The 25849-nt window shown below is 54.0% G+C and carries 27 protein-coding genes and 1 tRNA gene; 20 read left to right on the top strand and 8 right to left on the bottom strand.

What is annotated here, in order from left to right; translation table 11 throughout:
- Window positions 1–640 precede the first annotated feature (640 nt).
- Both D5398_RS09700 and D5398_RS09695 read left to right on the top strand, forming a co-directional pair.
- On the top strand, window positions 641–1471 hold the full coding sequence (locus D5398_RS09700; RefSeq protein ID WP_120507404.1) for a winged helix-turn-helix domain-containing protein: 831 nt from the start codon (window positions 641–643) through the stop codon (window positions 1469–1471).
- Window positions 1461–1937 (top strand): hypothetical protein, encoded by a 477-nt coding sequence (locus tag D5398_RS09695; protein ID WP_162940743.1) that lies wholly within the window; start codon window positions 1461–1463, stop codon window positions 1935–1937. The genes D5398_RS09700 and D5398_RS09695 overlap by 11 nt, the downstream gene beginning before the upstream one ends.
- Window positions 1938–1983: 46 nt before the next feature.
- Here the strand turns inward: D5398_RS09695 and rnhA are convergent, their stop codons facing one another.
- Window positions 1984–2451 (bottom strand): ribonuclease HI, encoded by a 468-nt coding sequence (gene rnhA / locus D5398_RS09690; protein ID WP_120507402.1) that lies wholly within the window; start codon window positions 2449–2451, stop codon window positions 1984–1986.
- Window positions 2452–2550: 99 nt separating this feature from the next.
- Window positions 2551–3447, bottom strand: a complete 897-nt coding sequence (locus tag D5398_RS09685) for a LysR family transcriptional regulator (RefSeq protein ID WP_120507401.1) — start codon at window positions 3445–3447, stop codon at window positions 2551–2553.
- A 103-nt stretch (window positions 3448–3550) separates the two neighbouring features.
- On the opposite strand from D5398_RS09685, the gene D5398_RS09680 reads away from it, so the two are divergent.
- From D5398_RS09680 to D5398_RS09660, 5 genes are all read left to right on the top strand, one after another.
- A complete protein-coding gene (locus D5398_RS09680) occupies window positions 3551–4948 on the top strand; it encodes an APC family permease (protein WP_162940742.1) in 1398 nt (465 codons plus the stop codon).
- Between the two features lie 59 nt (window positions 4949–5007).
- A complete protein-coding gene (gene aguB / locus D5398_RS09675) occupies window positions 5008–5892 on the top strand; it encodes an N-carbamoylputrescine amidase (RefSeq protein ID WP_120507399.1) in 885 nt (294 codons plus the stop codon).
- Between the two features lie 3 nt (window positions 5893–5895).
- A complete protein-coding gene (gene aguA, locus D5398_RS09670) occupies window positions 5896–6981 on the top strand; it encodes an agmatine deiminase (RefSeq protein ID WP_120507398.1) in 1086 nt (361 codons plus the stop codon).
- A 139-nt stretch (window positions 6982–7120) separates the two neighbouring features.
- Window positions 7121–7858 (top strand): DNA polymerase III subunit epsilon, encoded by a 738-nt coding sequence (gene dnaQ, locus D5398_RS09665; protein WP_120507397.1) that lies wholly within the window; start codon window positions 7121–7123, stop codon window positions 7856–7858.
- A 139-nt stretch (window positions 7859–7997) separates the two neighbouring features.
- Window positions 7998–8074, top strand: a tRNA-Asp gene (locus D5398_RS09660).
- An 83-nt stretch (window positions 8075–8157) separates the two neighbouring features.
- On the opposite strand, the gene D5398_RS09655 is transcribed toward D5398_RS09660, so the two are convergent.
- Window positions 8158–9660 (bottom strand): NCS1 family nucleobase:cation symporter-1, encoded by a 1503-nt coding sequence (locus tag D5398_RS09655; protein ID WP_120507396.1) that lies wholly within the window; start codon window positions 9658–9660, stop codon window positions 8158–8160.
- A 177-nt stretch (window positions 9661–9837) separates the two neighbouring features.
- On the opposite strand from D5398_RS09655, the gene D5398_RS09650 reads away from it, so the two are divergent.
- Genes D5398_RS09650 through puuE form a run of 3 tightly spaced genes read left to right on the top strand, consistent with a single transcriptional unit; the run spans window position 9838 to window position 12270 of the window.
- Window positions 9838–10572, top strand: coding sequence for a GntR family transcriptional regulator (locus tag D5398_RS09650; protein ID WP_120507395.1), 735 nt, complete (start codon window positions 9838–9840; stop codon window positions 10570–10572).
- Window positions 10572–11330 (top strand): aspartate/glutamate racemase family protein, encoded by a 759-nt coding sequence (locus tag D5398_RS09645; RefSeq protein ID WP_120507394.1) that lies wholly within the window; start codon window positions 10572–10574, stop codon window positions 11328–11330. The genes D5398_RS09650 and D5398_RS09645 overlap by 1 nt, the downstream gene beginning before the upstream one ends.
- Complete coding sequence (gene puuE, locus D5398_RS09640; protein ID WP_120507393.1) at window positions 11323–12270, top strand: allantoinase PuuE; 948 nt, start codon at window positions 11323–11325, stop codon at window positions 12268–12270. The genes D5398_RS09645 and puuE overlap by 8 nt, the downstream gene beginning before the upstream one ends.
- 207 nt (window positions 12271–12477) lie before the next feature.
- On the opposite strand, the gene hpxZ is transcribed toward puuE, so the two are convergent.
- The 4 genes from hpxZ to D5398_RS09620 are packed head-to-tail and all read right to left on the bottom strand — an operon-like array spanning window position 12478 to window position 16151.
- The gene (gene hpxZ, locus D5398_RS09635) at window positions 12478–12861 is read right to left on the bottom strand and encodes an oxalurate catabolism protein HpxZ (protein WP_120507392.1); all 384 of its coding nucleotides are present in this window, start codon (window positions 12859–12861) and stop codon (window positions 12478–12480) included.
- Window positions 12862–12915: 54 nt separating this feature from the next.
- Window positions 12916–14319, bottom strand: coding sequence for an AtzE family amidohydrolase (locus tag D5398_RS09630; RefSeq protein WP_120507462.1), 1404 nt, complete (start codon window positions 14317–14319; stop codon window positions 12916–12918).
- Between the two features lie 14 nt (window positions 14320–14333).
- Window positions 14334–14528, bottom strand: coding sequence for an oxalurate catabolism protein HpxX (gene hpxX / locus D5398_RS09625; RefSeq protein WP_120507391.1), 195 nt, complete (start codon window positions 14526–14528; stop codon window positions 14334–14336).
- A gap of 36 nt (window positions 14529–14564) precedes the next feature.
- Window positions 14565–16151, bottom strand: coding sequence for a gamma-glutamyltransferase family protein (locus D5398_RS09620; protein ID WP_120507390.1), 1587 nt, complete (start codon window positions 16149–16151; stop codon window positions 14565–14567).
- Window positions 16152–16354: 203 nt separating this feature from the next.
- On the opposite strand from D5398_RS09620, the gene D5398_RS09615 reads away from it, so the two are divergent.
- From D5398_RS09615 to uraH, 9 genes are all read left to right on the top strand, one after another.
- On the top strand, window positions 16355–17194 hold the full coding sequence (locus tag D5398_RS09615) for a MurR/RpiR family transcriptional regulator (protein WP_120507389.1): 840 nt from the start codon (window positions 16355–16357) through the stop codon (window positions 17192–17194).
- 258 nt (window positions 17195–17452) lie between these two features.
- Window positions 17453–18244 (top strand): transporter substrate-binding domain-containing protein, encoded by a 792-nt coding sequence (locus tag D5398_RS09610; RefSeq protein ID WP_120507388.1) that lies wholly within the window; start codon window positions 17453–17455, stop codon window positions 18242–18244.
- 24 nt (window positions 18245–18268) lie between these two features.
- Window positions 18269–18934 (top strand): amino acid ABC transporter permease, encoded by a 666-nt coding sequence (locus D5398_RS09605; RefSeq protein WP_120131816.1) that lies wholly within the window; start codon window positions 18269–18271, stop codon window positions 18932–18934.
- A 2-nt stretch (window positions 18935–18936) separates the two neighbouring features.
- Window positions 18937–19587: an amino acid ABC transporter permease gene (locus D5398_RS09600; RefSeq protein ID WP_095923153.1), complete on the top strand. Its 651-nt coding sequence runs from the start codon at window positions 18937–18939 to the stop codon at window positions 19585–19587.
- Entirely contained in the window at window positions 19587–20339 is a 753-nt protein-coding gene (locus D5398_RS09595; RefSeq protein ID WP_120507387.1) for an amino acid ABC transporter ATP-binding protein, read from the top strand. The genes D5398_RS09600 and D5398_RS09595 overlap by 1 nt, the downstream gene beginning before the upstream one ends.
- Before the next feature lie 18 nt (window positions 20340–20357).
- Window positions 20358–21596, top strand: a complete 1239-nt coding sequence (locus tag D5398_RS09590; RefSeq protein ID WP_120507386.1) for a pyridoxal-phosphate-dependent aminotransferase family protein — start codon at window positions 20358–20360, stop codon at window positions 21594–21596.
- A complete protein-coding gene (gene hpxK / locus D5398_RS09585; protein WP_120507385.1) occupies window positions 21596–22870 on the top strand; it encodes an allantoate amidohydrolase in 1275 nt (424 codons plus the stop codon). Before D5398_RS09590 ends, hpxK begins: the two co-directional genes overlap by 1 nt.
- Window positions 22867–23364, top strand: a complete 498-nt coding sequence (gene uraD, locus D5398_RS09580) for a 2-oxo-4-hydroxy-4-carboxy-5-ureidoimidazoline decarboxylase (protein WP_120507384.1) — start codon at window positions 22867–22869, stop codon at window positions 23362–23364. Before hpxK ends, uraD begins: the two co-directional genes overlap by 4 nt.
- Window positions 23361–23696: a hydroxyisourate hydrolase gene (uraH, locus tag D5398_RS09575; protein ID WP_120507383.1), complete on the top strand. Its 336-nt coding sequence runs from the start codon at window positions 23361–23363 to the stop codon at window positions 23694–23696. Before uraD ends, uraH begins: the two co-directional genes overlap by 4 nt.
- 21 nt (window positions 23697–23717) lie before the next feature.
- Here the strand turns inward: uraH and D5398_RS09570 are convergent, their stop codons facing one another.
- The gene (locus D5398_RS09570) at window positions 23718–24986 is read right to left on the bottom strand and encodes a glutamine amidotransferase-related protein (RefSeq protein ID WP_120507382.1); all 1269 of its coding nucleotides are present in this window, start codon (window positions 24984–24986) and stop codon (window positions 23718–23720) included.
- Between the two features lie 213 nt (window positions 24987–25199).
- On the opposite strand from D5398_RS09570, the gene D5398_RS09565 reads away from it, so the two are divergent.
- A complete protein-coding gene (locus D5398_RS09565) occupies window positions 25200–25706 on the top strand; it encodes a DUF1993 domain-containing protein (protein WP_120507381.1) in 507 nt (168 codons plus the stop codon).
- The last annotated feature ends 143 nt before the right edge of the window (window positions 25707–25849 follow it).

The raw sequence follows: 25849 nt of genomic DNA, 5'->3' as shown, positions 1-25849 counted from the left end.
TCTTCTACTCACCGTAGACATGACTTATGGGATAAAACGCCTCGAACCATAAAGACCACAATTATTTGATGGGGATTATATTGCTACGATAAATACATGCAATACATCCGCAAATGACAATATGTTGCTGCCCTGAACATAATTGTCGGAGTTTTGTTCTTTATTTTTGCAGTTATTCCTTATTTTAATTCTTAGTTTATGCTTTTTCATGTTGTTTAATCTTAGTTGTCGCTATCTCATGAAGGCAAGATAAGATGCCAAACAAAGATAAATTTTAGTCGAAAAATCTAATGATTATTACATCTGTATGTTTTTATTGAAGTGTTATGAAGCAGACTCACATTAATGTTGTCCCCAGACTGATATAAACCGTTTATAAAAGAGCAAACTTTCCTCCTTAAGAGTCACAACCCTGATTTCTTTTCTGCAGCTAAGAGTAAACATGACGACTAAAATCTGTAGTGAATTATACTGATTCACGTGAAGCAGGTTTTTAATCAGTTTTTTTCTAAGAAAGGAATTACTTATCTGATTGAATAAATTAATCTTTATATCGTAGTGTTTTAATATACCCCCTGCGGAGTACTGGCCGGAAAAATGGAGTACTGGTTGGGAATGGCATCCAAAAAAAGTACGTAATATGAAAAAACTGTATTTACTCAATGACATTGTTCTTTTTGATCCTGAGGAACGCAGCCTTGTACAAATTGATGCTACTAAGGCCAGGAAGATCATTCTGCACTCGCCAGCCAGTGAGTGCCTGCGATTGCTTTTGCTACATAATGATCAGCCTGTTAGCCAAAGATATTTGTTTGGTCAAGTGTGGGAAAAAAATGGTGCATACGTCACAGTAAATACTTTGTATCAAAATATGGGATCAATTCGTAAGGGTCTTAAAATTGCCGGGTTGTCGGATGACGTGATTAAAACGCTTCCAAAAATAGGATTCAAAATCTCAGTAAACCTGAGTGAAATAGTATCGGAGGCAGAGCAGACAGCTACTGTTGCTGATCTTAAAATTTCTGGCGGAGAGTGCGAAAAGGAAGCGACAGAAAAAAAAGAAGTGTCGACTGCGAATGTGACCAGGGTTTTCCAGCGTGGTTATTACTCATTTGAACGCAAATATCGCTGGTTGTGCGGTATCGCGGGGATATTAGTGATTGTCTTTATTTGGGGATGTATTTTGAAAATACTTCCGGTGGATACATCGTACTACTCTGCATATCGGTTTGCCGGAACGCTTAACGGATGTGATCTTTACTCCTCCTATCCGGATGATGAAAAAAGTCTCGCCCTCTTTTCTGAATTAATGAAAAAACATCCTCTGCAATGTCACTCGAAAAAAATCACGTATATGGCTATAAACCGAATGTATGAAGCGTCATCCCTGCTTTTATGCGATCAAAAAATCACAGGCAATGATGCCCGTTGCGTATCATTTGTCTTTATAAGTGACAAAAATGAAAATTAAAAACTCCGTGCTTATGGGCTCTGCAATTATTATTCTGATTTTTTTCTCAGCGGGTTTTTGGGCTTTCGTTTCTTATCAGAAAAAACATTTTTCCTGCGAAAGTGAAGTTACCCTCATTCAAGGGGATGCAGTTTATGATGTCATCATGGATTACGCCTTTAATGATGGTGCAGGGCGTTTTCATTCGGTGGGAAATTTACAGGCTGATGGAAAATCTATCAATATAAGTAAAACCCTTTCTTTCACCTATGTACAAGAAAATGGCAACATCATTATGACGTCAGAAGATAATCATGTGAGTGATAAGTCATTGGACAGTCAGATACCTTATATTCCTGATTTTTTTAGTTACAGCGGGCGGGGCATGAGTATGAAGATTATTCAGCAAAACCAATCTGGCTATCTTTTTATCCACAATGACGCCCCTTTATTTTATTGCACGCGGACGAAACGGAAGGATTTGTGACTGGCGACTTCACTGTTTTTTCAGTTGATCGCCAGAAGGGAATTAATCAATTCTCAGACTGATAACCTACATCTTCCAGCGTTGGATTGCCCGCCGCCTCTTTCGCCAGCACGTCGCACCGCTCATTCTCAGGGTGTCCGGCGTGGCCTTTGACCCACATCCAGTTCAGCTGATGCGTCTGGATCGCGGCGTCGAGGCGTTTCCATAAATCGACGTTTTTCACCGGTTTTTTGTCTGCTGTTTTCCAGCCACGCTTTTTCCAGTTGTGGATCCAGGTGGTAATGCCCTGGCGCACATACTGGCTGTCGGTGCTCAGCGTCACTTCGCACGGCGTGCTCAAAGCTTCAAGTGCCACAATCGCCGCCATCATTTCCATGCGGTTATTGGTCGTCAGACGGAAACCCGCACTGAACTCTTTTTCGTGTTGTTTATAACGTAAAATCGCACCGAAACCGCCGGGGCCGGGATTTCCCAGGCAGGAGCCGTCGGTGAAAATTTCTACCTGTTTGGTCATTGCGGGCAGGCTCTTTGGTCAAATGTAAACGTTAAGTCTGACATAAACCGGCGCGGCGAGCACTTCAATATCTTCCACGCCTCTTCCTGCTGTGCTGCGTTATTCAATATGCGCATTTTTCAGTTCATTAATCAGCCAGCGCAGCGCGGGCTGATGATCAAACAAGCTGTGCGTCAGAAGATTCAGTTCATACGAAGGCAGACCGGAGGGCAATTCAAGGATCCGCAAAGGCAGCATATCCGCCAGTTCGCGGGCGATGCGATAGGGCACGCACATCAGATAACCCGATGTCACCGCAACTCTTCCTCCGACGGCATAACTTTGTACCACTGTCGCCAGCGGACGATAGAGATGCTGCGCCGACAGCCAGCGGTCGATATGGTCAGCGCCGGAACTGACGGCGGGGAGATGGATTTGCGGCTCCGTCACCAGATTTTTGATCGTGAGAACTGAAGGCAGATCCGTACGATCTTTTGACGCGATCGCCACGAAATGGTCTGAAATCAGCGGGTGCTTATTATAGTAGTGCGGAACATGTTGCAGGGTGTCGACGCCGATAAAAGCGTCCAGTTGCCCCATCTCAATGCGCTCTAGCTTGATAGTTTCTGAAAGAATATCGACGGAAAGCCGGACATTCGGTGCCCGCTGCTTAAACCGCGCGGTCAGCACCGGCATAAACATGAATTCAAAATAATCGACCGCGCCGATATAAAAGGTATGGGCATCGCGAAGCGGGTCAAACGCATGAGCGCCGCGGGTGGCGGCTTCCAGCCTGTCCAGTGAACTGGCAATCACCGGAATAATCGAGGCGGCATAAGGCGTTGGTTCCATGCCATTGCGCGTGCGTACAAACACCTCGTCATTCAGTTGCTCCCGGATACGGTTAAGTGCATGGCTGAACGCCGATTGCGTGATATTGGCTTTAAGCGCTGCGCGGGTGACGTTTTTTTCTTTCGCCAGAATGACCACCAGGCGCAGAAGATTCAGGTCCAGCATGATTATGAATATTCCTCATTATTTAATGAAAACAATACATTTCATTCATATTGTTTGTCACTGATATATTCACTGCTATCCGATAAAAAAGCAGGGTGTGATGATGGAAACGAATAAAAATCAAAAGATTGGCATGGGCAGTCTGACGATGTTCACCCTTTGTGCGGTCATGATCCTTGATACTTTGACGGCTTCTGCCGCCATCGGGCCGTCGGCTTTTTCGTGGTGGGTTATTATGCTGGCGGGCTTTGTTCTGCCTTATACGCTTGTGGTCACGGAGCTGGGCAGCACCTGGCCTGCTGAAGGCGGTATTTACGATTGGGTTAAGCGGGCATTCGGGACGCGCATGGCCGCAAGAACCTCTTATCTCTACTGGATCAACGTCGGGCTGTGGATGCCTTCTGTTTATATTCTGTTTGCCGGCACTTTTTCTTCGTTGTACTGGCCGAAAATGGCGCTGCACTGGCAAATTCTGCTGTGTCTGATGCTGACCTGGCTGACGGTCTGGTTTTGCAATATCTCCACCAGCGTATGTCTTAAAATCGCCCGCTGGGGGGCGTTCGCAAAAATTATCGCGATTGCTGTGCTGGGCTTTGCCGGTATTCGTTATTTTCTGCAACATGGTCTCGCCAACAATTTTGAGTGGCATAACCTGATCCCACATCTCAATGAAAGCAGCCGCTTTCTTCCCGCCATCATCTACAGCCTGCTGGGGCTGGAGCTGGTCGCGAGTATGGGCAAGATGATAAAAAGCCCTGAGAAAACGATGCGCACTGCAATGTTCCTCGCCGCCATATTCATCTCGGCACTTTATTTATTCGGGACATTTGGCATTCTCGCCGCACTGCCTGTCAGTCAGATAAGCCTGGTATCAGGCATCATCGATGCGATGAAAATCATTTTCGGGCAAAGTGAAGGAGCGCGGATAATCCTTAACATCTTGTGTGTGCTGACGTTATTCAGTTTCATCAGCAACATGGTGACCTGGACGTCCGGCTCGAGCCGCACCGCCGCCGAGGCGGCAAAAAGCGGTGAGTTGCCTGCCTGTCTGGGCATGCTCAGTCGCCGCTTTCACACGCCGGTCGGCGCGAATGTGGCGACCGGTGTGGTCTCCTCGCTGGTTATCCTCTGCTACAGCCAGCTGGCCAGCGACAGGAGCGACCTGTTCTGGATTATCTTCTCCTTCTCGAGCTGCATTTTCCTTCTGCCGTATTTACTGCTCTTCAGCGCATGGTTCTGGTTGCGCTATAAGGAAACTGAAACACCGCGTCCGTATCGGGTACCTGGCGGCATTTTGGGACAGTGGCTGGTCGCTGGTGTGTGCTTACTGTTTGTTATTCAGGGGATCATTCTGTTTGTGTTCCCGGATTTATTCGACGGAAAAATCGACATGAGCCACAGTCTGCCGATTGTTATCGGAATCATCGTGACTCTTTTGGCTGGAGAGCTCTGTCTTTTGCAATATAATAGGAAAATGCAGAGTGCCAGTTCAAAACTCTGAGTGAGTTCCGACTTTCATGGTTTTTTCACTGCCAATTTTCAATGCTTTAAGGATGTCTAATGAGAAATGTTACGGTTTCTGCAACACAAATGAGCTGCAGCTGGGATCTGGAAAAGAATATTGTTAACGCTGAGAAACTGGTTCGCCAGGCTCATTCCAAAGGCGCACAAGTTATTCTTATCCAGGAGCTTTTTGCTGCGCCTTACTTCTGTATTGATCAGAGCCCTGAGCATTACAGCCTGGCGCAGGAGCTGGATAACAGCCCGCTTATCCGCCATTTCTCTGCGCTGGCGAAAGAACTGGAAGTCGTTCTGCCTCTGAGCTTCTTTGAAAAGTGCAATAACGCCTATTACAACTCGCTGGTCATGATTGATGCTGACGGCAGTGTGCTGGATGTTTATCGCAAAACTCATATTCCGAACGGTCCTGCCTATCAGGAAAAACAATTCTTCATTCCGGGCGATACCGGCTTCAAAGTGTGGAATACCCGTTACGCGAAAATCGGCGTGGGCATCTGCTGGGATCAGTGGTTCCCGGAAACCGCACGTTGCCTGGCTTTGCAGGGCGCAGAAATCATCTTCTATCCGACGGCGATCGGTTCAGAACCGGCTTATCCGGAAATTGATAGCCAGCCACACTGGACCCGCGTTCAGCAGGGCCACGCTGCCGCTAATCTGGTGCCGGTGATTGCCTCTAACCGTATCGGTACTGAAAAAAGCAAATTCATTCCTGATTACGAAATGACCTTCTACGGTTCTTCCTTCATTGCTGACCAGACCGGTGCGCTGGTGCAACAAGCTAACAAAACCGACGAAGCCGTGTTGGTTCATACCTTCGATCTGGATGCAGTCGCTGCTCAGCGCGCGTCATGGGGTCTGTTCCGCGATCGCCGTCCTGAAATGTATGGCGCCATCGCCACATCCGACGGTTCAACAAGGAAATAACTGATGTCTTCTATTGATATCAATCCTCAGGCTGAAGGTTTTGCCATGCCCGCTGAATGGGCATCGCAGCAGGCTGTCTGGATGATCTGGCCTTACCGCACCGACAACTGGCGCTCCAACGGCCGTCCGGCACAACTGGCTTTTGCCAACGTGGCGGCGGCTATTGCCACTTCCACACCGGTATTTATGGCGGTTCCGGCAGCGGAAATGGCCAACGCACGCGAAGTGATGCCTGCGCAGATAACGCTTGTGGAAATGGAAAGCGACGATGCCTGGATGCGCGATACCGGCCCGACCATTGTGGTGAATCCACAGGGTGAGCGTCTGGCTATCGACTGGACATTCAACGCCTGGGGCGGCTTCAATGGCGGCCTGTATTCGAGCTGGGAGCGCGACCAGCTGGTGGCCCGTCAGGTGGCGGACCATCAGCAGATTCCTTATGTGTCGACCGATCTGGTGCTGGAAGGCGGTTCGATTCATGTCGATGGGGAAGGGACTTTGCTGACCACAGCGGAATGCCTGCTCAATCCGAACCGTAACCCTCATCTTTCGAAAGCTGAAATTGAAGCGCAGTTGCAGAAATACCTCGGCGTTAAGCAATTCATCTGGCTGGAAGAGGGCGTGTTTAACGACGAAACTGACGGACACATCGACAACATGTGCTGCTTTGTTCGTCCGGGTGAAGTCGCTCTGCACTGGACTGACGATGAGCAGGATCCGCAGTACGCACGCTCTGCGGCAGCGTTGAAAGTGCTGGAAGCGGCCAAAGACGCCAAAGGTCGCAGCCTGAAAATCTGGAAAATGCCTTCACCTCCTGTGATGCACGCCACCGCAGAAGAGACGATTGGCGTATTACCGGGCACGGCGATTGAACGTCTGGAAGGCAACCGTCTGGCGGGTTCTTACGTCAATTATCTGATAAGCAATCAGCACATTATTTATCCGCTGCTTGATGCTCAGACTGATAGCCTGGCCGAAGCGCTGTTTGCGCAAATGTATCCTGACTTCAAAATCACCGGTATTGCGGCCCGCGAAATTCTTCTGGGCGGCGGAAATATCCACTGTATTACCCAGCAAATTCCTGCGTAATGAAATCCTTAGCGGCACATTTACGTGCCGCTGTTCTGTTTCCTTCCCCGAACCCGCACGCCATTGAATGACTTGAATACCCGCCTGATGGTACTCTGTGCGCAATTTCGTCCGCATCCGTGACAGTGGGTAATGAGCTATGGATTTACAAAACACATTAAACAGGATCGTCGTTCTCGATACCGAAACCACCGGTATGAATAAACTCGGCGTCCATTATGAAGGGCACCGTATTATCGAAATCGGTGCTGTTGAAGTGGTTAACCGTCGCCTGACGGGGCGCAATTTCCATGTTTATCTCAAACCCGACCGTCTGGTGGATCCGGAAGCTTTTGGCGTTCATGGCATCAGTGATGAATTCCTTGCCGATAAGCCGACCTTCGCTGACGTCGCTGACGACTTTATCGAATACATTCGCGGCGGCGAATTAGTCATTCATAACGCGACGTTCGATATCGGCTTTATGGATTACGAGTTCGACATGCTTGGCCGTAATCTGCCGAAAACCGAAACGTTCTGTAAAATCACCGACAGCCTGGCGATGGCGCGTAAGCTGTTTCCCGGCAAGCGTAACAACCTCGATGCCCTGAGCGATCGTTACCTGATCGACAACAGCAAACGAACGCTGCATGGCGCATTGCTTGACTCCGAAATTCTTGCCGAAGTTTATCTGATGATGACCGGCGGGCAGACCAGCATCAAATTCACCCATGAGGGCGAGCAAAATACCGGTGCTGACGGGTTAGGGATCCAGCGCGTGGCGCGTCCGGCTTCAGGGTTAAAAGTGATCGCGGCAAATGATCAGGAACTGGCGTGGCATGAAGAAAGGTTGGATCTGGTGGTGAAAAAGGGCGGCAGTTGCCTGTGGCGTTCGTAAGGCTTGTCTCTTCGCCGTTGTTTTGAAAGCATCCATTCTGCGGAAAAACTGTGCAGTTGATTGAAAATATCAGGAAAAGCATTGACGTAAGCGCAGGTATTCCTTAATATCCGCTCCGTTCTTAACCAGAACAAAACGCGGAGCGGTAGTTCAGTTGGTTAGAATACCTGCCTGTCACGCAGGGGGTCGCGGGTTCGAGCCCCGTCCGTTCCGCCACTATTCAGAAGCCCTGAGTGAGAAATCACTCAGGGCTTCGTCGTTTCAGCCATCCTGACTATTTTCTTCCTTTTAACCGCCTGTTATTCCGCTTCGGTTTTCATATAGCCGATTGCGCCGCTGGTCGCGCGATCATGACGGGCGATGTAGCGATAGAAACCGCCTGCCAGGAATGCACCGATAAACCAGCTGAAGTTCGCCACCTGATGCAGGCTCGGCGTAAAGCTGATTACCAGACCAATCACCACTGCTGGCACCAGGGCTGCAATCGCTTTCGGGTTAAACCCGTTGCGATACCAGTAACGACCGGAAGGCGTGGCATTAAACAGCGCATCCACATCCATATGACCGCGTTTGATCAGATAATAATCCGCCAGCAAAATCCCGAACAACGGCCCGATAAATGACCCCAGCACGTCCAGCGTGTAGTGGATAATTTCCGGTGACTGGAACAGGTTCCACGGCGTCAGCAGCACAGAACCGACGGCGGCAATCATCCCGCCAGTACGGAAACTGATTTTTTGCGGTGAACAGTTTGAGAAGTCGAAGGCCGGTGACACGAAGTTTGCCACGATGTTGATACCGATAGTCGCGATGATCATGGTCAGTAAGCCCAGCGCTACGGCCACGCTGTTGCCCACGCGGCTGACGGTTTCGATAGGGTCGGTAATCATCTGGCCGAACAGCGATTGTGTCCCGGAAACGATAACCACGGTCACAATCGAGAACAGCAGGAAGTTAAACGGCAGACCCCAGCGGTTACCGCGACGGATTTCACTCATGCTTTTACCGTAGCGGGAGAAGTCACCAAAGTTCAGCAGCGGACCGGAGAAATAAGACACCACCAGCGCCGTGGCAGTGAGCATTTCCCAGCCTTGCTGGCCGACGGTCAGGGTTTTGGTTGACAGAGTGAAGGAGATATTGCTCAGCCCGGTTTTATATAAAATCCAGCCCGCCAGCATCAGCATGACGATATATACCGCCGGACCCGCCACATCGATAAAGCGCTTAATGGCGCTCATACCGTGCCAGAACACCATCGCCTGCAGTACCCACATAATGCCGAAACAAATCCAGCCCAGAGCAGAAAGGCCCAGCCAGTGCGGCACGGTCAGCGGCGTCAGGGAAGGGAAGAATTTAAGCAGCACCAGCATTAATGCGCTGGCAGCCAGATAGGTCTGAATGCCGTACCAGGCGAAAGCGATCAGCCCGCGGATCACCGCCGGAATATTCGCCCCGAACACGCCAAATGCCTGGCGGCAAATCACCGCGTAAGGTACCCCGGCCTGCTGGCTTGGTTTCGCCACCAGATTGGCACAAATCTGCACGATACAAATCCCGCACAACAAACACAGCAGCACCTGCCAGCTGGTCAGGCCGAGCGTAAAGAAACTCGCTGCAACCACATAACCGCCCATGCTGTGCACATCTGACATCCAGAAAGAAAATATGTTGTACCAACTCCAGTTTTGGTCTCGGGTAGGCGCTAAGTCATCATTACACAGCCGCGGGCTGTAATAAGGTTTGATGATCCCGGCACCCTGTTCGGAAGACGCCGTGGCGGAGGTGATTTCCTGATTTGGCATAAATCGTGCTCCTGTCATAAACAACATGTGAAAGTCGGAAGCCGGATACCGGCTGCCCAAAGTTAAAAAGCAGTCATGGGAACACTGCATGAATCAGGCCAAACTTCACTTCTTGTATACAAAAAATCTATTTCAGGTATACGATAAATACACAAAACGGTATACGGAGTAACAGCAATGACCAGTTGGAGCGGGCTGAATACGGCCTATTTTACCGAGGATAAGGACGACCACATTTATAACGCGCTGGTGCGATCTATTGTTGAGCACCAGCTTCTACCCGGCAGTAAATTACCCGAAGAAGCGCTGGCTGAAGTGTTCTCTGTCAGTCGCACGGGCATCCGCCGGGTGTTACAGCGCCTTGCTGCAGTGCAACTTGTGACGATATTGCCCAAGCGTGGTGCGCATGTGACCGCGCCGGATGCCGCTGAAGCACGTGACGTTTTCGCGACCCGTAAAATTCTTGAGTGTGCCAACCTGCCACTGGTGATTGCGCGTTGTCAGTCCACACATCTGGTTGCGCTGAAGAAACTGGTGCAGGAAGAGAAACGTGCCCATGACGAGCGTGACGGTGCCGCGGCAATCCGTCTTTCCGCCGCTTTTCATGTGCAGCTTCAGGCCATTTCCGGCAACAAAGTTCTGACAGAAGCCGTTTCTCAACTCACATTACGTTCTTCACTGGCGATTGCCGCCTGGGGCGCGCCATGGCAACAAGGGTGTCGTTGCCATGATCATGACGATCTGCTGGCACTGCTGAAAAAACGCGACACCGCGGCGTTGGCCGACAGCATGGCGCAGCATTTTGACAGCATCGTCGCCACCCTGCGCTTTGAGCAAAACAAAGGGCCGATGCCCGATTTCGCGCAGATTTTTGCCGCGCAGAAAGCGGTCACAGAAAAGGACTCCGGCTGATGGCGAATCCACTTTGTATACAACTGATTAATCCCAATACCAGTCTGGCAATGACCGAAGTGATGGCACAAACCGCCCGTTCGGTGGCCGCGCGGGATACACAGATTTTGGCCGTTTGCCCTGAAGAAGGCGCACCGTCTATTGAAGGTCATTTCGACGAGGCGATTGCCACGCTCGGCGTGTTGCAGCAGATAAAAGCCGGGCGTGACGCCGGCGTCGACGGGCACATCATTGCCTGTTTCGGTGACCCCGGTTTGCTGGCTGCCCGAGAGCTGGCACGTGCGCCGGTTGTGGGTATTGCCGAAGCAGCGATGCATCTGGCGACCTTGCTGGCGACGCGATTCTCTATCGTCACGACGCTGCCACGCACGCTGACAATCGCCCGGCATTTGTTGCATCAGTACGGATTTGAGCGTCACTGTGCGGCTTTGCACGCCATCGATTTGCCGGTGTTATCGCTGGAAGATGGCAGCGGACTGGCGCAGCAGAAAGTACGCGAGCAATGTATTGCGGCTAAAAAATCCGACGGCAGCGGGGCGATTGTGCTCGGTTGCGGCGGAATGGCCGATCTGGCGCAGGAACTGACGCTCGAGCTGAATATACCGGTGATCGACGGCGTCAGTGCGGCGGTCAAAATGATTGAGTCACTGGCTGCGTTGCGTCTGACGACCAGTAAACACGGCGATTTGGATTATCCGCTTGAAAAACCTTTGTCTGGCCGTTTTGCCGGACTGAATCTGAGAGAACACTATGTCTGATTTCGAATACGGTTTTACTGATGCTTACCCGCGGGACTTAATCGGTTACGCCGGACGCCCGCCGCATGCCAACTGGCCGGGCAATGCCCGCATAGCGGTGCAGTTTGTCCTCAATTACGAAGAGGGTGCCGAAAATAACGTTTTGCATGGTGACGCCGGTTCCGAGCAATTCCTGTCTGACATCATCGGCGCTGCCAGTTTCCCCGACCGTCACATGTCGATGGATTCCCTTTACGAATACGGTTCTCGCGCCGGTTTCTGGCGCATTCATAATGAATTTCAAAAGCGTGGTCTTCCCTTGACCGTTTTCGGCGTGGCGATGGCACTGGCGCGCAATCCTGAAATTGTCAGCGCGATCAAAGCGGCGGATTACGACGTGGTCAGCCACGGCTGGCGCTGGATCCACTATCAGGATATGAGCAAAGCCGAAGAAGCGCAGCACATGCAAAAAGCCATCACGGTTCTGCGTGATTTGTTCGGCAAAGCGCCAACCGGCTGGTACACAGGCCGTGACAGCCCGAACACCCGCCAGCTGGTGGCTGAGTCTGACGGATTTCAGTATGACAGCGATTATTACGGCGATGACCTGCCGTTCTGGACGCCGGTAAAACTGGAAAACGGCGAAACAAAACAGCATCTGGTGATCCCTTACACACTGGAAACCAACGACATGCGGTTTGCTTCCCCGCAGGGTTTTAACACCGGCGAGCAGTTCTACACCTATCTGAAAGACACGTTTGATGTGTTATATGAAGAAGGTGAGACCTCCCCGAAAATGATGTCGATCGGGATGCATTGCCGGATCCTAGGCCGCCCAGGGCGGTTCAGGGCGTTGCAGAGATTTCTGGATTACGTGGAATCGCATGATCGGGTATGGGTCTGTAAGCGGCAGGAAATTGCGGATCATTGGGGTAAAGAGCATCCTGCAACGGGGCTTTAAGTTCAAAACCAAGATCAAGACCTTGGGCTCGCCGCCCAAAAGGGGCCCAGAGGACGCGTAAGCGCGCGCCCTCTGGGCCCCTTTTGGGCGGTTTGGGCGCAGCGCGACAAGTGATCGCTGTTATTGAGAAACCGAAACTTTCACCGTCCATTCCTGGAAAAGAACAGTTTCCTCAGCTTTCTAAAGCGGAACCGCCCGTTGGTTCGGTCAAACCATCAGGCTCACATGTGCCGCCACAATCTTCCATCCGCTCGCCATCTTGACCCACGTTTGCTGCTGACGCCCAATCTTGTCCGTCCCTTCGCGGCGAAATTCCGTGCTGGCCACCGCCATGTCATCGCCAAACGTTGTGATAGTAGTGTTGACCAGATCCCGGTTTAATCCCTGGGACGATCGCGCTGTGCGGAACGCGCGGATGGCTTCAATGCCGTAAAGATTTTCTCCCGCACCGTAGCGCACGGTACGCGGGTCATGCCAGAACAGTTCGTCAAGGACGGCGGTATCATTGCTGATCAGCGCCTGTTCATAGCGATAAAACGCCGCATTCATTTCGGCAAGGATCGCCGGGCGGTCGATATGTTCAGTTTTCATGATTTTGTCTCTTTACTCTTTTTACTTCACCCTGAAAAACGGGGATGCAGGTTATTACGCGGGCATCCCCGGAGAACTGCTGACTTTCACTATTCCCTGAAGTTCGAGCGCCCGTGCTGCGCGCAGGCACAGATCTTCTCGCCACGGCGGCGCAATCAGTTGTAATCCTATCGGCAGACCGGCCGATGTCGTGACCGGCACCGTCACCACCGGTAAACCGAGGAACGAAATCGGCTGAGTCAGCATGCCCATATTGGCACGTGTCGGCAGATCCTGACCGTTAATTCTGATCGTCTCCTGGCCAATCAGCGTCGCCGGACACGGCGTGGCTGGCGCAATCAGAATGTCCCAGTGATCAAACAAGGGCAAGATTTGTTCCTGAAATTGCTGACGAAAACGCTGTGCCTGCACGTACCACGCCGCAGGGATCATTGCGCCCGCCAGTAAACGCTCGCGTGAAAGCGGCTCGAACTGTTGCGGGATAGAGCGCAATTTTGGCAAATACTGATTGCCGCCTTCAGAGGCACTGATGATGAACGCCGCTGAACGCGCCAGTTCGGCCTGAGGCATCTCGACTTCTTCCTGCGCTTCCAGGGCCTGCGCTATCTGGTGCACGGCAGCTTTGGCATGCTCGTCGCACCAGGCAGCAAAATATCCGCCCAGCACCGCCGTGCGCAAACCTTGCTGGCCGCGTCCGAGCTGAGAAAAGGTTGCGGTAACCGGTTTATCTGCCTGGAAATGATCCTGCGGATCTGTACCCTGGATCGCGTCATACACCTGCGAAAGATCTTCGCTGCACCGCGCCATTGGGCCGATATGATCGAGGCTTGCGACAAACGGCTGACTGCCGCGGCGTGAAATGCGTCCAAAGGTCGGTTTCAGGCCGAGAATGCCACTCAGCGAAGAAGGCACTCGAATGGAACCGTTAGTGTCGCTGCCGAGCGTGAAATGCACCAGACCGGCAGCCACGGCGGCGGCTGAACCACCGGAAGATCCTCCGGCGACGCGTGCCAGATCTCGCGGGTTACGGGTTGCGCCGTAATGGCTGTTCTCGGTGGTGAAACCGTACGCATAAGCGTCCATATTCAGCATGCCGGAAAGCATCGCGCCCTGTGCGGCGAGACGGGAAACCGTCCACGCATCATGACGGGCAGCGGCGTTGCTGCTGTTGAGACTGGCGCCCGCCAGCGTGACTTCACCGGCCACATCCAGCAGATTTTTCACCGCATAAGGAATGCCTGCCAGCGGCGCAAGTGTGGCTCCGCTGACGCGGGCTTTATCAACTTTTGCAGCTTCACTCAGCATGCGCTCGCGGGTGACATGCGTATACGCGTTAATGACCGGATTGGCCTGTTCGACCGCGTCGAGCGTGGCGCTGGCAATTTCTGTCGCCGAAATTTCACCCTGCGTGATCGCCTGATGTAACTGACTGACGGTATAGCTATCAAACGATTTCATGCGCGATACACTCTTCATGCTCTATACACCCCGGCAATTTCCAGACGCGAGTCGAGCGGTAAATCCATCAGCGGTTGTGCCATTTGGGCGATACGACTGAACTGCACCAGCAATTCCTGACGACGGGCGTCGTCGAGTTCCAGCGCCAGAACGGATTCCATCTGGCGGATATACGCGGCCCAGTCGGTCGCTGCGGGGGTATTTTTCATGCTGCTTCCTTATCAATGCTCAAGAGCGAAGTCTTATCAAAATCCGGCGGCGCTGCCGTTGCTGCGCGGATCGGAGGCACCTTCAAACATGCCGTTGGTGTGGCGGACAATCGCGCCGGCGTGACCGACGGCTTCGCTGAAATCCGGCAACAGCTCGACGTCGTGACCGCGCTGTCTCAGTCCGGCCAGCGTCGGATAGGCGAAACGGCCTTCCAGTTTCAGTGAATCCGAACTTTCGCCCCAGGTGCGACCCAGCAGCCAGCGCGGACCGCTGATTGCCTGCTGCAAAGATTGTCCCTGCACCACATGGCGGATAAATACCGCGGCTTGTGTTTGCGGCTGACCGTCACCGCCCATCGAGCCGTAAACCATCGTGCGCCCGTCGTATAAGCGTGCGGCGGCGGGGTTCAGCGTGTGGAACGGCTGCTTGCCCGGTGCCAGAGCCAGTAAATGGCTGGCGTCGAGGCTGAATGACGCACCCCGGTTTTGCCACAAAACGCCGCTGCCCGGCAGGACTACGCCACTGCCAAACTCGTGATAAATACTCTGGATAAACGACACCGCCAGCCCGCTGCTGTCCATTACGCCCATCCAGACGGTATCGCCCGGTCCTTTGCCTTTGCCCCAGCCGGCGGCGCTGTGCGGTTTGATGCGGGTGGCGAGAGCGTCGAGATACTGCGGATCCAGCAGGCCCTGGGCGTCCTGCGTCATCATGCGCGGATCGGTGATGAAACGGTCGCGCAGGCCGAATGCCAGTTTGGTGGCTTCGACAATACTGTGAATGGTGGCGCTTTCGTCCATGGTTTCCAGCGGCAGGCGATCCGTCAGCCCCAGGATCGCCAGTGAAACCAGCCCCTGCGTCGGTGGCGTCAGATTGTAGATTTCGCCTTTGCTGTGTTTGAGACGCAGGGGTACACGGCGCTGCGGCTTGTAGGCGGCGAGATCGGCGCGGGTCACAGGCATACCGAGTTTTTCCATGTCGGCGGCCATATTGTCAGCCAGCTCACCGCGATAGAAACTGTTCAGCCCGTCTTCGCACAGCATGGATAACGTCTGCGCCAGCTGCGGCTGAGTGAAACGGTTACCGGCTCGCGGCACCTCGCCGTTCGGCAAAAAAACGTCGGCAAAAGTACGGAAATCTTTCAGTTCATGCTGCTTGGCGCGGGTTGCGGCTTCCTGAGAGGCGGTCACCGGAATGCCGTCCGCAGCGTAACGGATGGCATCACGCAGCAGGCGCGAAAGCGGTTTTTGCTCGCCGCCAAATTCAGCTGACACATTCAGCGCTTCCTGCCAGCCGCCGACGGTGCCTGCCACCGTCAGTGCCGCTTTCGGGCCACGGTGTGGAATATGTGTTTCACCGGCGTAGAAATCGAGAGAGGCGAGGGAGCCTGCCGCACCGCTGGCGTCTATCGCCACCGGATTGCCCTGCGGTGGCACAATCAGCCAGAAGCCATCGCCGCCCAGCCCGTTCATGTGCGGGTACACCACGGCAATGGTGGCAGCCGCAGCCACCATTGCCTCGATGGCATTGCCTCCCTCACGCAATACCGCAAGCGCACTCTGGCTCGCCAGATGATGAGGTGTGACCGCCATGCCCAGCGGTGCGCTGTTACTGTTAATCATGCAATGTCCTTTTTTGAGACGCTTTTTTATGCTGCCCGTACTTGCAGGGTTTTAGGCGCGTAGGGGTAAAGTTAAGCAAGAGGTGTTCCACATCCGCAGAACCTTGCGGCTTCCCCACATAATTTAGCTTGCATTGGCAAGCTTAGTGCATGGTATGTTCCGCTGAAACATTGGTTACAAATACCCAAGGGTTAGGGGAAAAGATGAAACAGATTGATGAGCGTCTGCGTGACCATTACGCAGAACTGACGCCGCAGGAACAGCGGGTGGCCGATTTTATTTTAGCCAGTATCGACGACCTGATGAGCTACAACAGCGCAGAGCTGGCGCGGCTTAGCGGCGTATCCAAAGCGACGGTCAGCCGTCTGTTCAAGCGTCTCGGTTACCCGAGTTATCGCGATATGCGCGATGAGATGCGCACGCTGCGCCAGAGCGGGATGCCGCTGACCGACAGCCGTGACGCGGTGCAGGGTAATACCTTGTTATCACGGCACTATAAGCAGGAAATGGCTAACCTGACGCAGTGGATTAACCAGATTGACGGCGCACAGTTTGGCGCGCTGATCACCGCCCTGAGTCAGGCGCGGCAGGTGCGTCTGCTGGGTTTTCGCAACAGTTATCCGGTGGCGCTGCACCTGCGTCAGCAGCTGATTCAGGTGCGTGCAGGTGTGATGATCATGCCGCAACCTGGGCAGACGCTGGCGGAAGAACTGGTGGATCTCACCGCGCAGGATGTGGTGATTTTTGTCGCTTTCCGCCGCAGGCCGCGTATGGCGAAGGAAATTCTGATGCAGTTACAGTCACTTGGCGTGCCGGTGCTGCTGATTTGTGAACCGCAGGCGCAGACGCTTATCCCGCTGGCGACCTGGCATCTGGCTGCGCCGCTCGACAGCGTATCAGCGTTCGACAGCTATTCTTCCGCCATGAGTCTGGCGAATTTACTCAGCAATGCGCTGCTGCACGATATTCTCGCCTCGGGCCGTCAGCGTATTCATCAAATCAGCGATTTGTATCACTCTCTGGATGAACTGGAACAGCGCTGATTCCCGTTTTAGGAACAAAATCGGCGCTTTTGTGGTGCTTTCGCACAATTTCAGTGCAGTCTGTCTTTCATCGTTTCACGCTTTTTGCCCTGCTTCAGGGCAAAAAAATCGCTTCTGAATCCCCCCGCCTCTTTCTAATTCCTTGTCATACCGTGACTTTGCGCACATTTTTTCTGTCGCGTCGCTTTTGGCACATTCGTTGCAAAGTTTTAAATATAAGAATCTATCGTTCCAAAAACTTTTCACCGGAGATAATCTATGAACATGAACAAACGGCTGTTGGCTTGGGCAGGTGCGGCAATGTTGGTGCTTCAGGCATCGGGCGTGATGGCCGATCAGTTGCAGGATATTCAGAAGCGCGGCGTGCTGCGTGTGGCTGTCCCTCAGGATTTCCCGCCGTTTGGTTCGGTGAGCAAGGATTTGCAGCCGGAAGGGTATGACATCGATATGGCGCAGTATCTGGCCGATAAGATGAAACTTAAGTTGCAACTGGTGCCGGTCACCAGCGCCAACCGCGTACCGTATCTGCAAACGGATAAAGTCGATCTGGTGATTTCCAGCCTTGGTAAAAACGCAGAACGCGAAAAAGTGATCGACTTCAGCAACGCCTATGCACCGTTCTTCCTCGGCGTGTTTGGCGCGCAGGGCGACAAACTGGCGGATCTGAAGGAACTTTCAGGCAAAACCATCGGCGTAACCCGTGGCGCGGTGGAAGATCTGGCGCTGACGGATGTCGCTCCGAAAGACGCCAAAATTCAGCGTTACGAAGACAACAACACCACGCTGTCTGCCTATCTGTCCGGTCAGGTGGAATACATCGCTACCGGCAACCTGGTGGTGGCTGCCATTGCCCGCATGAATCCGGCCAAAGCCCCGGTTTCGAAAGTGATGCTGAAAGATTCGCCGTGCTACGTCGGGCTGCGTAAAGACGAACCGGCGCTGAAAGACAAAGTGAATGAACTGATCGCCGAAGGCATTAAAGATAAGACGCTCAATACGCTGTCTGAAAAATGGATGAAGGCTCCGCTGCCAGCTTCTATCGGCGCGTGATCAGGGTTTTGACGGAGATCTTTCATGACCTATCAGCTTAACTTTAGCGCGCTGTGGCCCTATATGCCGGAACTGCTGGCCGGATTATGGACCACCATTGAGCTGACGGTTCTGGCGACAATTGGCGGCGTCGCAATAGGGATTTGCGGCGCGGCTATCCGCTGTGGCAACCATAAAACCCTGCGGACGGTGTGGGGCATTTATGTCGAAGCCATCCGTAATACGCCGTTTGTGGTGCAGCTGTTTTTCATTGTTTTTGGCCTGCCGGCTATCGGCCTGAAAATGACCGCCGGTGAAGCAGCATTGCTGGCGATGCTGATTAACCTCGGCGCGTATAGCACCGAAATTATCCGCGCCGGTATTCAGGTGACGCCGAAAGGCCAGTGGGAAGCCGGGCGCGTGCTGGGATTAACCCGCAGCCAGACCTTCCTGCGCATCGTGCTGCCGCCGTCGCTGAAACGCATTTATCCGTCGCTGGTCAGCCAGTGCATTATCGTGATGCTCGGATCATCCGTGGTATCGCAGGTGTCCTATGAAGAGCTGACGTTTGCCGCGAACTTAATTCAGTCGCGCACTTTCCTCAGTTTTGAAGTGTATCTGGTCACCACGTTGTTCTATTTGCTGTTGTCGGTGGCGATGCGTCAGTTGTTACTGCTGGCCGGACGCCGTGTCTTTGGGAGTGAAAACTGATGATGACCTTCACAGACTGGGACATTGTGCGCAATCTCCTGCTGGCCGCGCGCTGGACGCTGTTGCTTTCGCTGACTGCGTTTATCGGCGGTACGCTGGTCACATTGCCGCTGCTGTTATTGCGCCTGACCAAGCGCCGCTGGCCGACGCGTTTTGTGCGTTTATATTCCGAACTGTTTCAGGGCACCCCGTTGCTGATGCAGCTGTTTCTGGCGTTCTTTGGCCTCGGGCTGTTTGGTATCAACGTCAGCCCGTGGACGGCAGCGGCTCTGGCGCTGACGCTTTACACCAGCGCTTATCTGGTGGATATCTGGAGTGGCAGTATCGCCGCGTTACCGAAAGGCCAGTGGGAGGCGTCGCGCTGCCTCGGCCTGAATTTCGGGCAAACGCTGTGGCGCGTGATCACCCCGCAGGCACTGCGCATTGCGATTGCACCGACCGTCGGGTTTTCCGTGCAGGTGGTGAAGGGCACCGCGCTGGCCTCGATTATCGGGTTTGTCGAACTGACCAAAGCCGGAACGATGCTGAACAATGTGACTTATCAGCCATTTAAAGTGTTTGGATTAGTGGCGCTGGGCTACTTCCTGATGTGCTATCCGCTGTCGCGTTACAGCCAGCATTTAGAAAAATCATTGCGTGGAGAGAAGCAGTAATGCCACTGATCACAATTAACCAGGTTCAGAAATTTTACGGCCAGAACCACGTACTGAAAGGCGTGGATCTGGATATCGACAGCGGCGAAGTGATTTCAATCATTGGCCGCAGTGGTTCAGGAAAAAGTACGCTGCTGCGCTGCATGAACGGGCTGGAAGGCTATCAGGACGGCAGCATCAAACTGGGCGGCATGACCATCACCGACCGCGATTCTCAGGCGCGTGATATCAGCCGCTCGGTCGGTATGGTGTTCCAGAGTTTTAATCTTTTCCCGCACATGACTGCGCTGGAAAACGTCATGCTGGCACCGCGCCGCGTGCTGAAAAAATCCGCCGCCGAATGCCGTGAACTGGCCGCGCAGATGCTGGCGAAAGTCGGGCTGGCAGATCGCATGGATTATTACCCGTCGAATCTTTCCGGCGGCCAGCAGCAACGTGTGGCGATTGCCCGTGCGTTGGCAATGACCCCGAAAGTGCTGTTGTGTGATGAAATCACCTCGGCGCTGGATCCGGAATTAGTCGGCGAAGTATTGAAAGTGCTCGAGCAACTGGCGAAAGAGGGCATGACGCTGGTGCTGGTGACGCACGAAATGAATTTTGCCCGCGAAGTGGGCGACCGCGTGGTGTTTATGCATCAGGGCACCGTGTGGGAACAGGGCGAAAGCCGGGCACTGTTTGCCAACCCGCAAACTCCCGAGCTGAAACAGTTTATCGCATCCGTACGCGGTTTGAATGAAGCCGCTGCCAGCTAACATCGTAAAGGATTAACTATGTCAGATTTCATCTCTCCCGGACAAATCAACCCGCCAACCCGTCTGCTGATGGGGCCGGGGCCAATTAATGCTGATCCGCGCGTGCTGCGGGCGATGGCGAGCCAGCTGGTCGGGCAATATGATCCGGTCATGACGGGCTATATGAACGAAGTGATGGCGCTGTACCGTGCGTTGTACAAAACCGAAAACCAGTGGACGTTTCTGATCGATGGCACCTCGCGCGCCGGTATCGAAGCCGTGCTGATTTCCGGCATCCGTCCGGGCGACAAAGTACTGGTGCCGGTATTTGGCCGTTTCGGACATCTGTTGTGCGAAATCGCCCGCCGCTGCCGTGCCGAAGTGCATACCATCGAAGCACCGTGGGGCGAAGTGTTTGACCCGCAGCAAATCGAAGATGCGATTAAATCGGTGAAACCGCGCTGGTTGCTGACCGTGCAGGGCGATACGTCCACCACCATGTTGCAGCCGCTGGAACAACTGGGTGAAATCTGCCGCCGCCACGGCGTGCTGTTCTATTCCGATGCCACGGCGTCCTTTGGCGGCAACCCGCTGGAAACCGACGCCTGGGGCTTAGACGCCGTGTCTGCCGGTTTGCAAAAATGCCTCGGCGGTCCTTCCGGCAGTTCACCGGTGACCATCAGTCCGCGCTTTGAAGAACAAATCCGTCGCCGTAAATGCGTGGAAGAAGGCATTCGTACCGCCGATCACGCTGACGGTGACGAAGAGATGATCTACTCCAACTATTTCGATCTGGGCATGATCATGGATTACTGGGGTCCGGAGCGTCTGAATCACCATACCGAAGCCACCAGCATGCTGTTTGCCGCACGCGAATGTGCCCGCATCATTCTGGAAGAAGGGCTGGATACCGGTATTGCACGCCACAAATTGCACGGCGGCGCGCTGCTGGCGGGGATCCAGGGCATGGGGCTGGAAGTCTTCGGCGACCTGAATAACCGCATGAACAACGTGCTCGGCGTGGTGATCCCGCAGGGTGTTCACGGCGAACAGGTTCGTCAGATGATGCTCAACGATTTCAGCATTGAAATCGGTACCTCGTTTGGTCCGCTGGCCGGGAAAATCTGGCGTATCGGCACCATGGGCTACAACGCGCGCAAAGACTGCGTGTTGCAGACGCTGGTGGCGCTGGAAGCCGTGCTTAATCGTCTGGGCTTTGCGTCGAAATACGGCGCAGGGGCTCAGGCTGCCTGGGATCACTACGCAGGAGGTCAGTAATGGCTGAAGCCTTCACGCTGGCTGCGGTTTCCGAAAGCGCTGCGCTGGCGGCGCAACGGGTGATGGCGCGCTGCGATGCACTCGCCGCCATCAGTGAAACGCCGGGACAATTGACCCGTGTGTATCTTTCCGAAGAACATTTTCAGGCCAACCGTCTGGTGAGCGAATGGATGACTGCCGCGGGTATGCGCGTCTGGCAGGACAGTGTCGGTAATATTTGCGGACGCTACGAAGGGCTGGACGCTTCTGCGCCCGCGCTGCTTCTCGGTTCACATCTCGACAGCGTGCGTAATGCGGGGCGTTATGACGGACCGCTGGGCGTGCTGAGCGCGCTGGAAGTGGTGGCGCATTTGCATCAGAACGCTATCCGCTTGCCGATGGCGGTGGAAATTGTCGGATTTTGCGACGAAGAAGGCACGCGCTTTGGTATCACGCTGCTCGGCAGTCGCGGGCTGACCGGCACCTGGCCAGCGGACTGGCTGGAACGTCAGGATGCGCAGGGCATCACAGTGGCGCAGGCCATGCGTCATGTCGGCCTGAACCCGATGGAGATCGGCGCTTCACAGCGTGCGGTCAGCGATTTTTGCGCTTATCTGGAATTGCATATCGAGCAGGGCCCGTGCCTGCAAACGGCGGATGTGCCGCTCGGTGTGGTTACCGCGATTAATGGTGCGCGTCGTCTTAATTGTGAATTTACCGGTCACGCCGGACATGCCGGAACCGTGCCGATGGGGCAGCGTCAGGACGCCCTGACCGCCGCAGCCGAATGGACGCTGGCGATTGAAAGTATCACCACGACCACCGGTCACAATCTGGTGGCAACCGTGGGCACGCTCGAATGCCTGCCTGGCGCGGTGAACGTCATTCCGGGACAGGTGAAATTGTCGCTGGATGTTCGCGGGCCGCGTGATGATGATCTCTCTGCGCTGCTGGAAACGCTGCTGGCCAGGGGGCGTGATATTGCCTCCCGGCGCGGGCTGACGTTTGCCGCCGAACAGTTTTACGGCATCAGCGCAACGACGTGCAGCGCCGGTTTGCAGCATCGTCTGAGTCAGAGCGTTTTACAATTGCAGGGGCAGGCAATGTCACTGCCAAGCGGCGCCGGGCATGACGCGATTGCTATCGCCGAATGCTGGCCGGTCGGCATGTTGTTTGTGCGCTGCAAAGACGGTATCAGCCATCATCCCGACGAATCTGTCACCCCCCATGACGTGGCTTACGCGGTGCAGGCGTATATCAATACGGTGCTGAGTTTTGCAGAGGGGCATTTATGACCTTTGAGGAATTCAACGCACTGTCAGAATTCGAAGCCGTGGCTCTGTTGCGCCCGCTGGTGAATATCCCTGCCTGGGCGAAAACGGTCAGCGACGCGCGGCCTTACACTTGTGTGGAAGACGCGCTGCACAGCGCCGAATCAGCCTGCGAAAACTGGCAGCAGGAAGATATTGCTCAGGCGCTGTCGGCGCATCCGCGTATCGGTGAACGCGCCAGCGGTGCCAGTAAGGAAGCGCAGCTTTCCCGTGGAGAACAGGCGACACTGAATATCAGCCAGCCAACGGTGATTGATGCGTTGCACGAAGGTAATCTGCGCTATGAACAGCGCTTCGGGCGGGTGTTTCTGATCCGCGCCAGAGGACGCAGTTCAGAAGAGATCCTCGAAAATTTGCAACGACGTCTGAAGAACTCACCGGACGCCGAATATCAGGAAACTGCTCAGCAGCTAAAAGAAATCACCCTGCTGCGTTTAAAGGAAATATTCCAGCCATGACCCGTATTACCACGCATATTCTCGATACCTCTCTGGGCCAGCCTGCTGCCGGCGTACGCGTCTGGCTGGAAAGCCTGGAAGGGCAGAAAATCTCGCTCATCAGCGAAGGCCAGACCGATGCTGATGGTCGTGCCGCGAAATTAACGCCTGCACCGGTGGCTTCCGGCCATTACCGGTTATGTGCCGACATCGGGGCGTATTTCAAAGCCACAGGGCGCGACACGCTTTATCACACGGCAATCATTGATGTGATGATCGACGGTGAGGAAGACCATTACCATCTGCCGCTCCTGATCAGTCCGTATTCCTATTCGACCTATCGCGGCAGCTAACTTTGTCCGGTAATCAGACCGTCAGCCCATCAGCAGGTGCGGATGCTTTAACCGCACGCTTTGGGTCAGCGCCGTGTGGCTGACATCCCGCTCACGGTTGCTCTGACGCACCTGTTGCAGAAACGCCATCAGTAGCGGATTGGGGCGTTCGCGGCGCGACATCAGCTCCGGTTGTCCCTGAACGCCCATAAAGAACGGATGATTATCCAGTTCTACCGCCTGCGCCTGTTCCCTGCCTTCGTCATAACCTGAAATCCGCAATCCCGTACTTTCCAGTTCTGCCAGCAAGTGCGGATTCAGATAGCGGCGCTGGTTATAGCGCAGCGTAAATTCGTCGCCCATTTTATTCGCCAGCAGGCTGTCATTGCGGGTGATAACCGGATGATTCCCCAGCCGCGGCTGCGCGTGCTCGGCGAGCGGCAGACCGGTTTGCAGACTGCTCAGCGTTGACGGGCCGTGCATCACCACGCGATCCGGTCCGAGCACTTTCTGGCCCAGCGCTGTCACCATCTGATGCATTCCCTGATTGATGCCCAGCACCGGCGTCCGGTTTTCCAGCGCCCATGCGGCGGTCGCCAGCGGGCTGGCCTGATGATCGCCTGACGTTAACGTCGCTCCCGGCAAAATAATGCCATCGACATCGAAAAGCGTGCATTCGAGCTGACTGCCCAGTAACGCGGCGGTCACATAAACCACGTCAATGTTCATTGCCAGTGCATCGGCGGCGTCTCCCAGTGCAGCGAGCATCGCCGGATAGCTGTCGCGCTGCTCGGCAAAATCGCCCACCAGCGCCACGCGCAGGGTTTTTCCTGCCCGCATCACCGGCTGTGAGACGGAACCTAACGCCCAGCGGCCAAAGGCATCGCGCCCCCAGCCGTTACTGCGAATTTTGCCGGTGACGCAGTCTTCCAGCTGAAATTTATCCTGATTGCGCACCACGGCCAGTGACTCGATTTCTATGCCCTGTTCCCTGATTTGTGCCGCCAGCCCGACGGGTAATGGCTCACGCAATGGCACGACGATATCTTCTTTAAGTGCCCGATAAATCAGAGATTCAAGGCCGGACTCTTCACCCGCACCTCGCCCGGTCAGGCGCTCAAGCCACAACAGCCCGCTGGTCAGTGCGTGTCCCTGCGCCGTGACGTGCTGGCGGGCGTTCGGGTAACGTTGTGCATCATGACTGACGGGAAAGTGACACAGCGGCAAAGCGCGGAGTTCAGCAAGTATCGCCGCCATCGCGCCGTACAACGCAGGTTCGGGCGTGGAGTGTGCAATAAAGGTGATGGTCATCAGTGGTCCTCTGTCAGATGTTTTTTGCGGGGGTATTGAATGCAAGAATTGATCCACACAGCGATGTCTTTACATGCTCTGACAAAAAGAGGGAGGTGTGTCGCAAACCCGCATTTCGTCATACTTCACTGCTATAAAACGTCACGATGTTTAGAACAGAACGCGCTAATGTAGCGCCGGTAGTTCTAACACTTCATTCACTAAGGAAGCATCATGTCAGCATCTCTTTATGGAAGTACGGCGGCACAGTTTGTTCGTGGTTTAAAGAATCTTTCAGCTTTGCTGGAAAAGGGCGCTGCATGGGCAAAGGAAAACGGTAAATCAGAAGAGGAAGTTCTGAATACCCGTCTGGCCGACGATATGTATCCGCTGGCGCGTCAGGTGCAGATCACCAGCGATATGTCGAAAGGCGCGATTGCCCGTCTGTCCGGTGTTGCCGCACCGTCGATGGAAGACAATGAAGTGACGTTTGCCCAGTTGCAGGAACGTATCGCCAAAACCCTGCGCTTTATTGAAAGCGTGGACGTCGCGAAACTGGAAGGCGATGAATCCCGTGAAATCGTGGTGAAAGGCAAAAACCATGAACTGAAATTCACCGCGCACAGCTACGTCACGGTGTTTGCTGTACCAAACTTCTATTTCCACACCACCACCGCGTACAACATTCTGCGCCATCTGGGTGTGAATATTGGTAAGGCTGACTTTATCGGCGCGATATAACCACTATGTTTAATCCGGCGTTTACCCTGAGGGTATGCGCCGGAACATACATTTCTTCTTCCAAAATGAGCAGTCATCATAAAATGGAAAGTCAGAACGGTTGCTGGTGATATTACCTGAGTCGCGCATGGTAATTACGCCCT

The organism is Rahnella bruchi, from assembly GCF_003614975.1.
In the GTDB taxonomy this organism is placed as follows: Bacteria; Pseudomonadota; Gammaproteobacteria; order Enterobacterales; family Enterobacteriaceae; genus Rahnella; species Rahnella bruchi.
The sequence above is the reverse complement of the archived record's forward strand: the minus strand, read 5'-3'. Positions and strand labels throughout refer to the sequence as shown.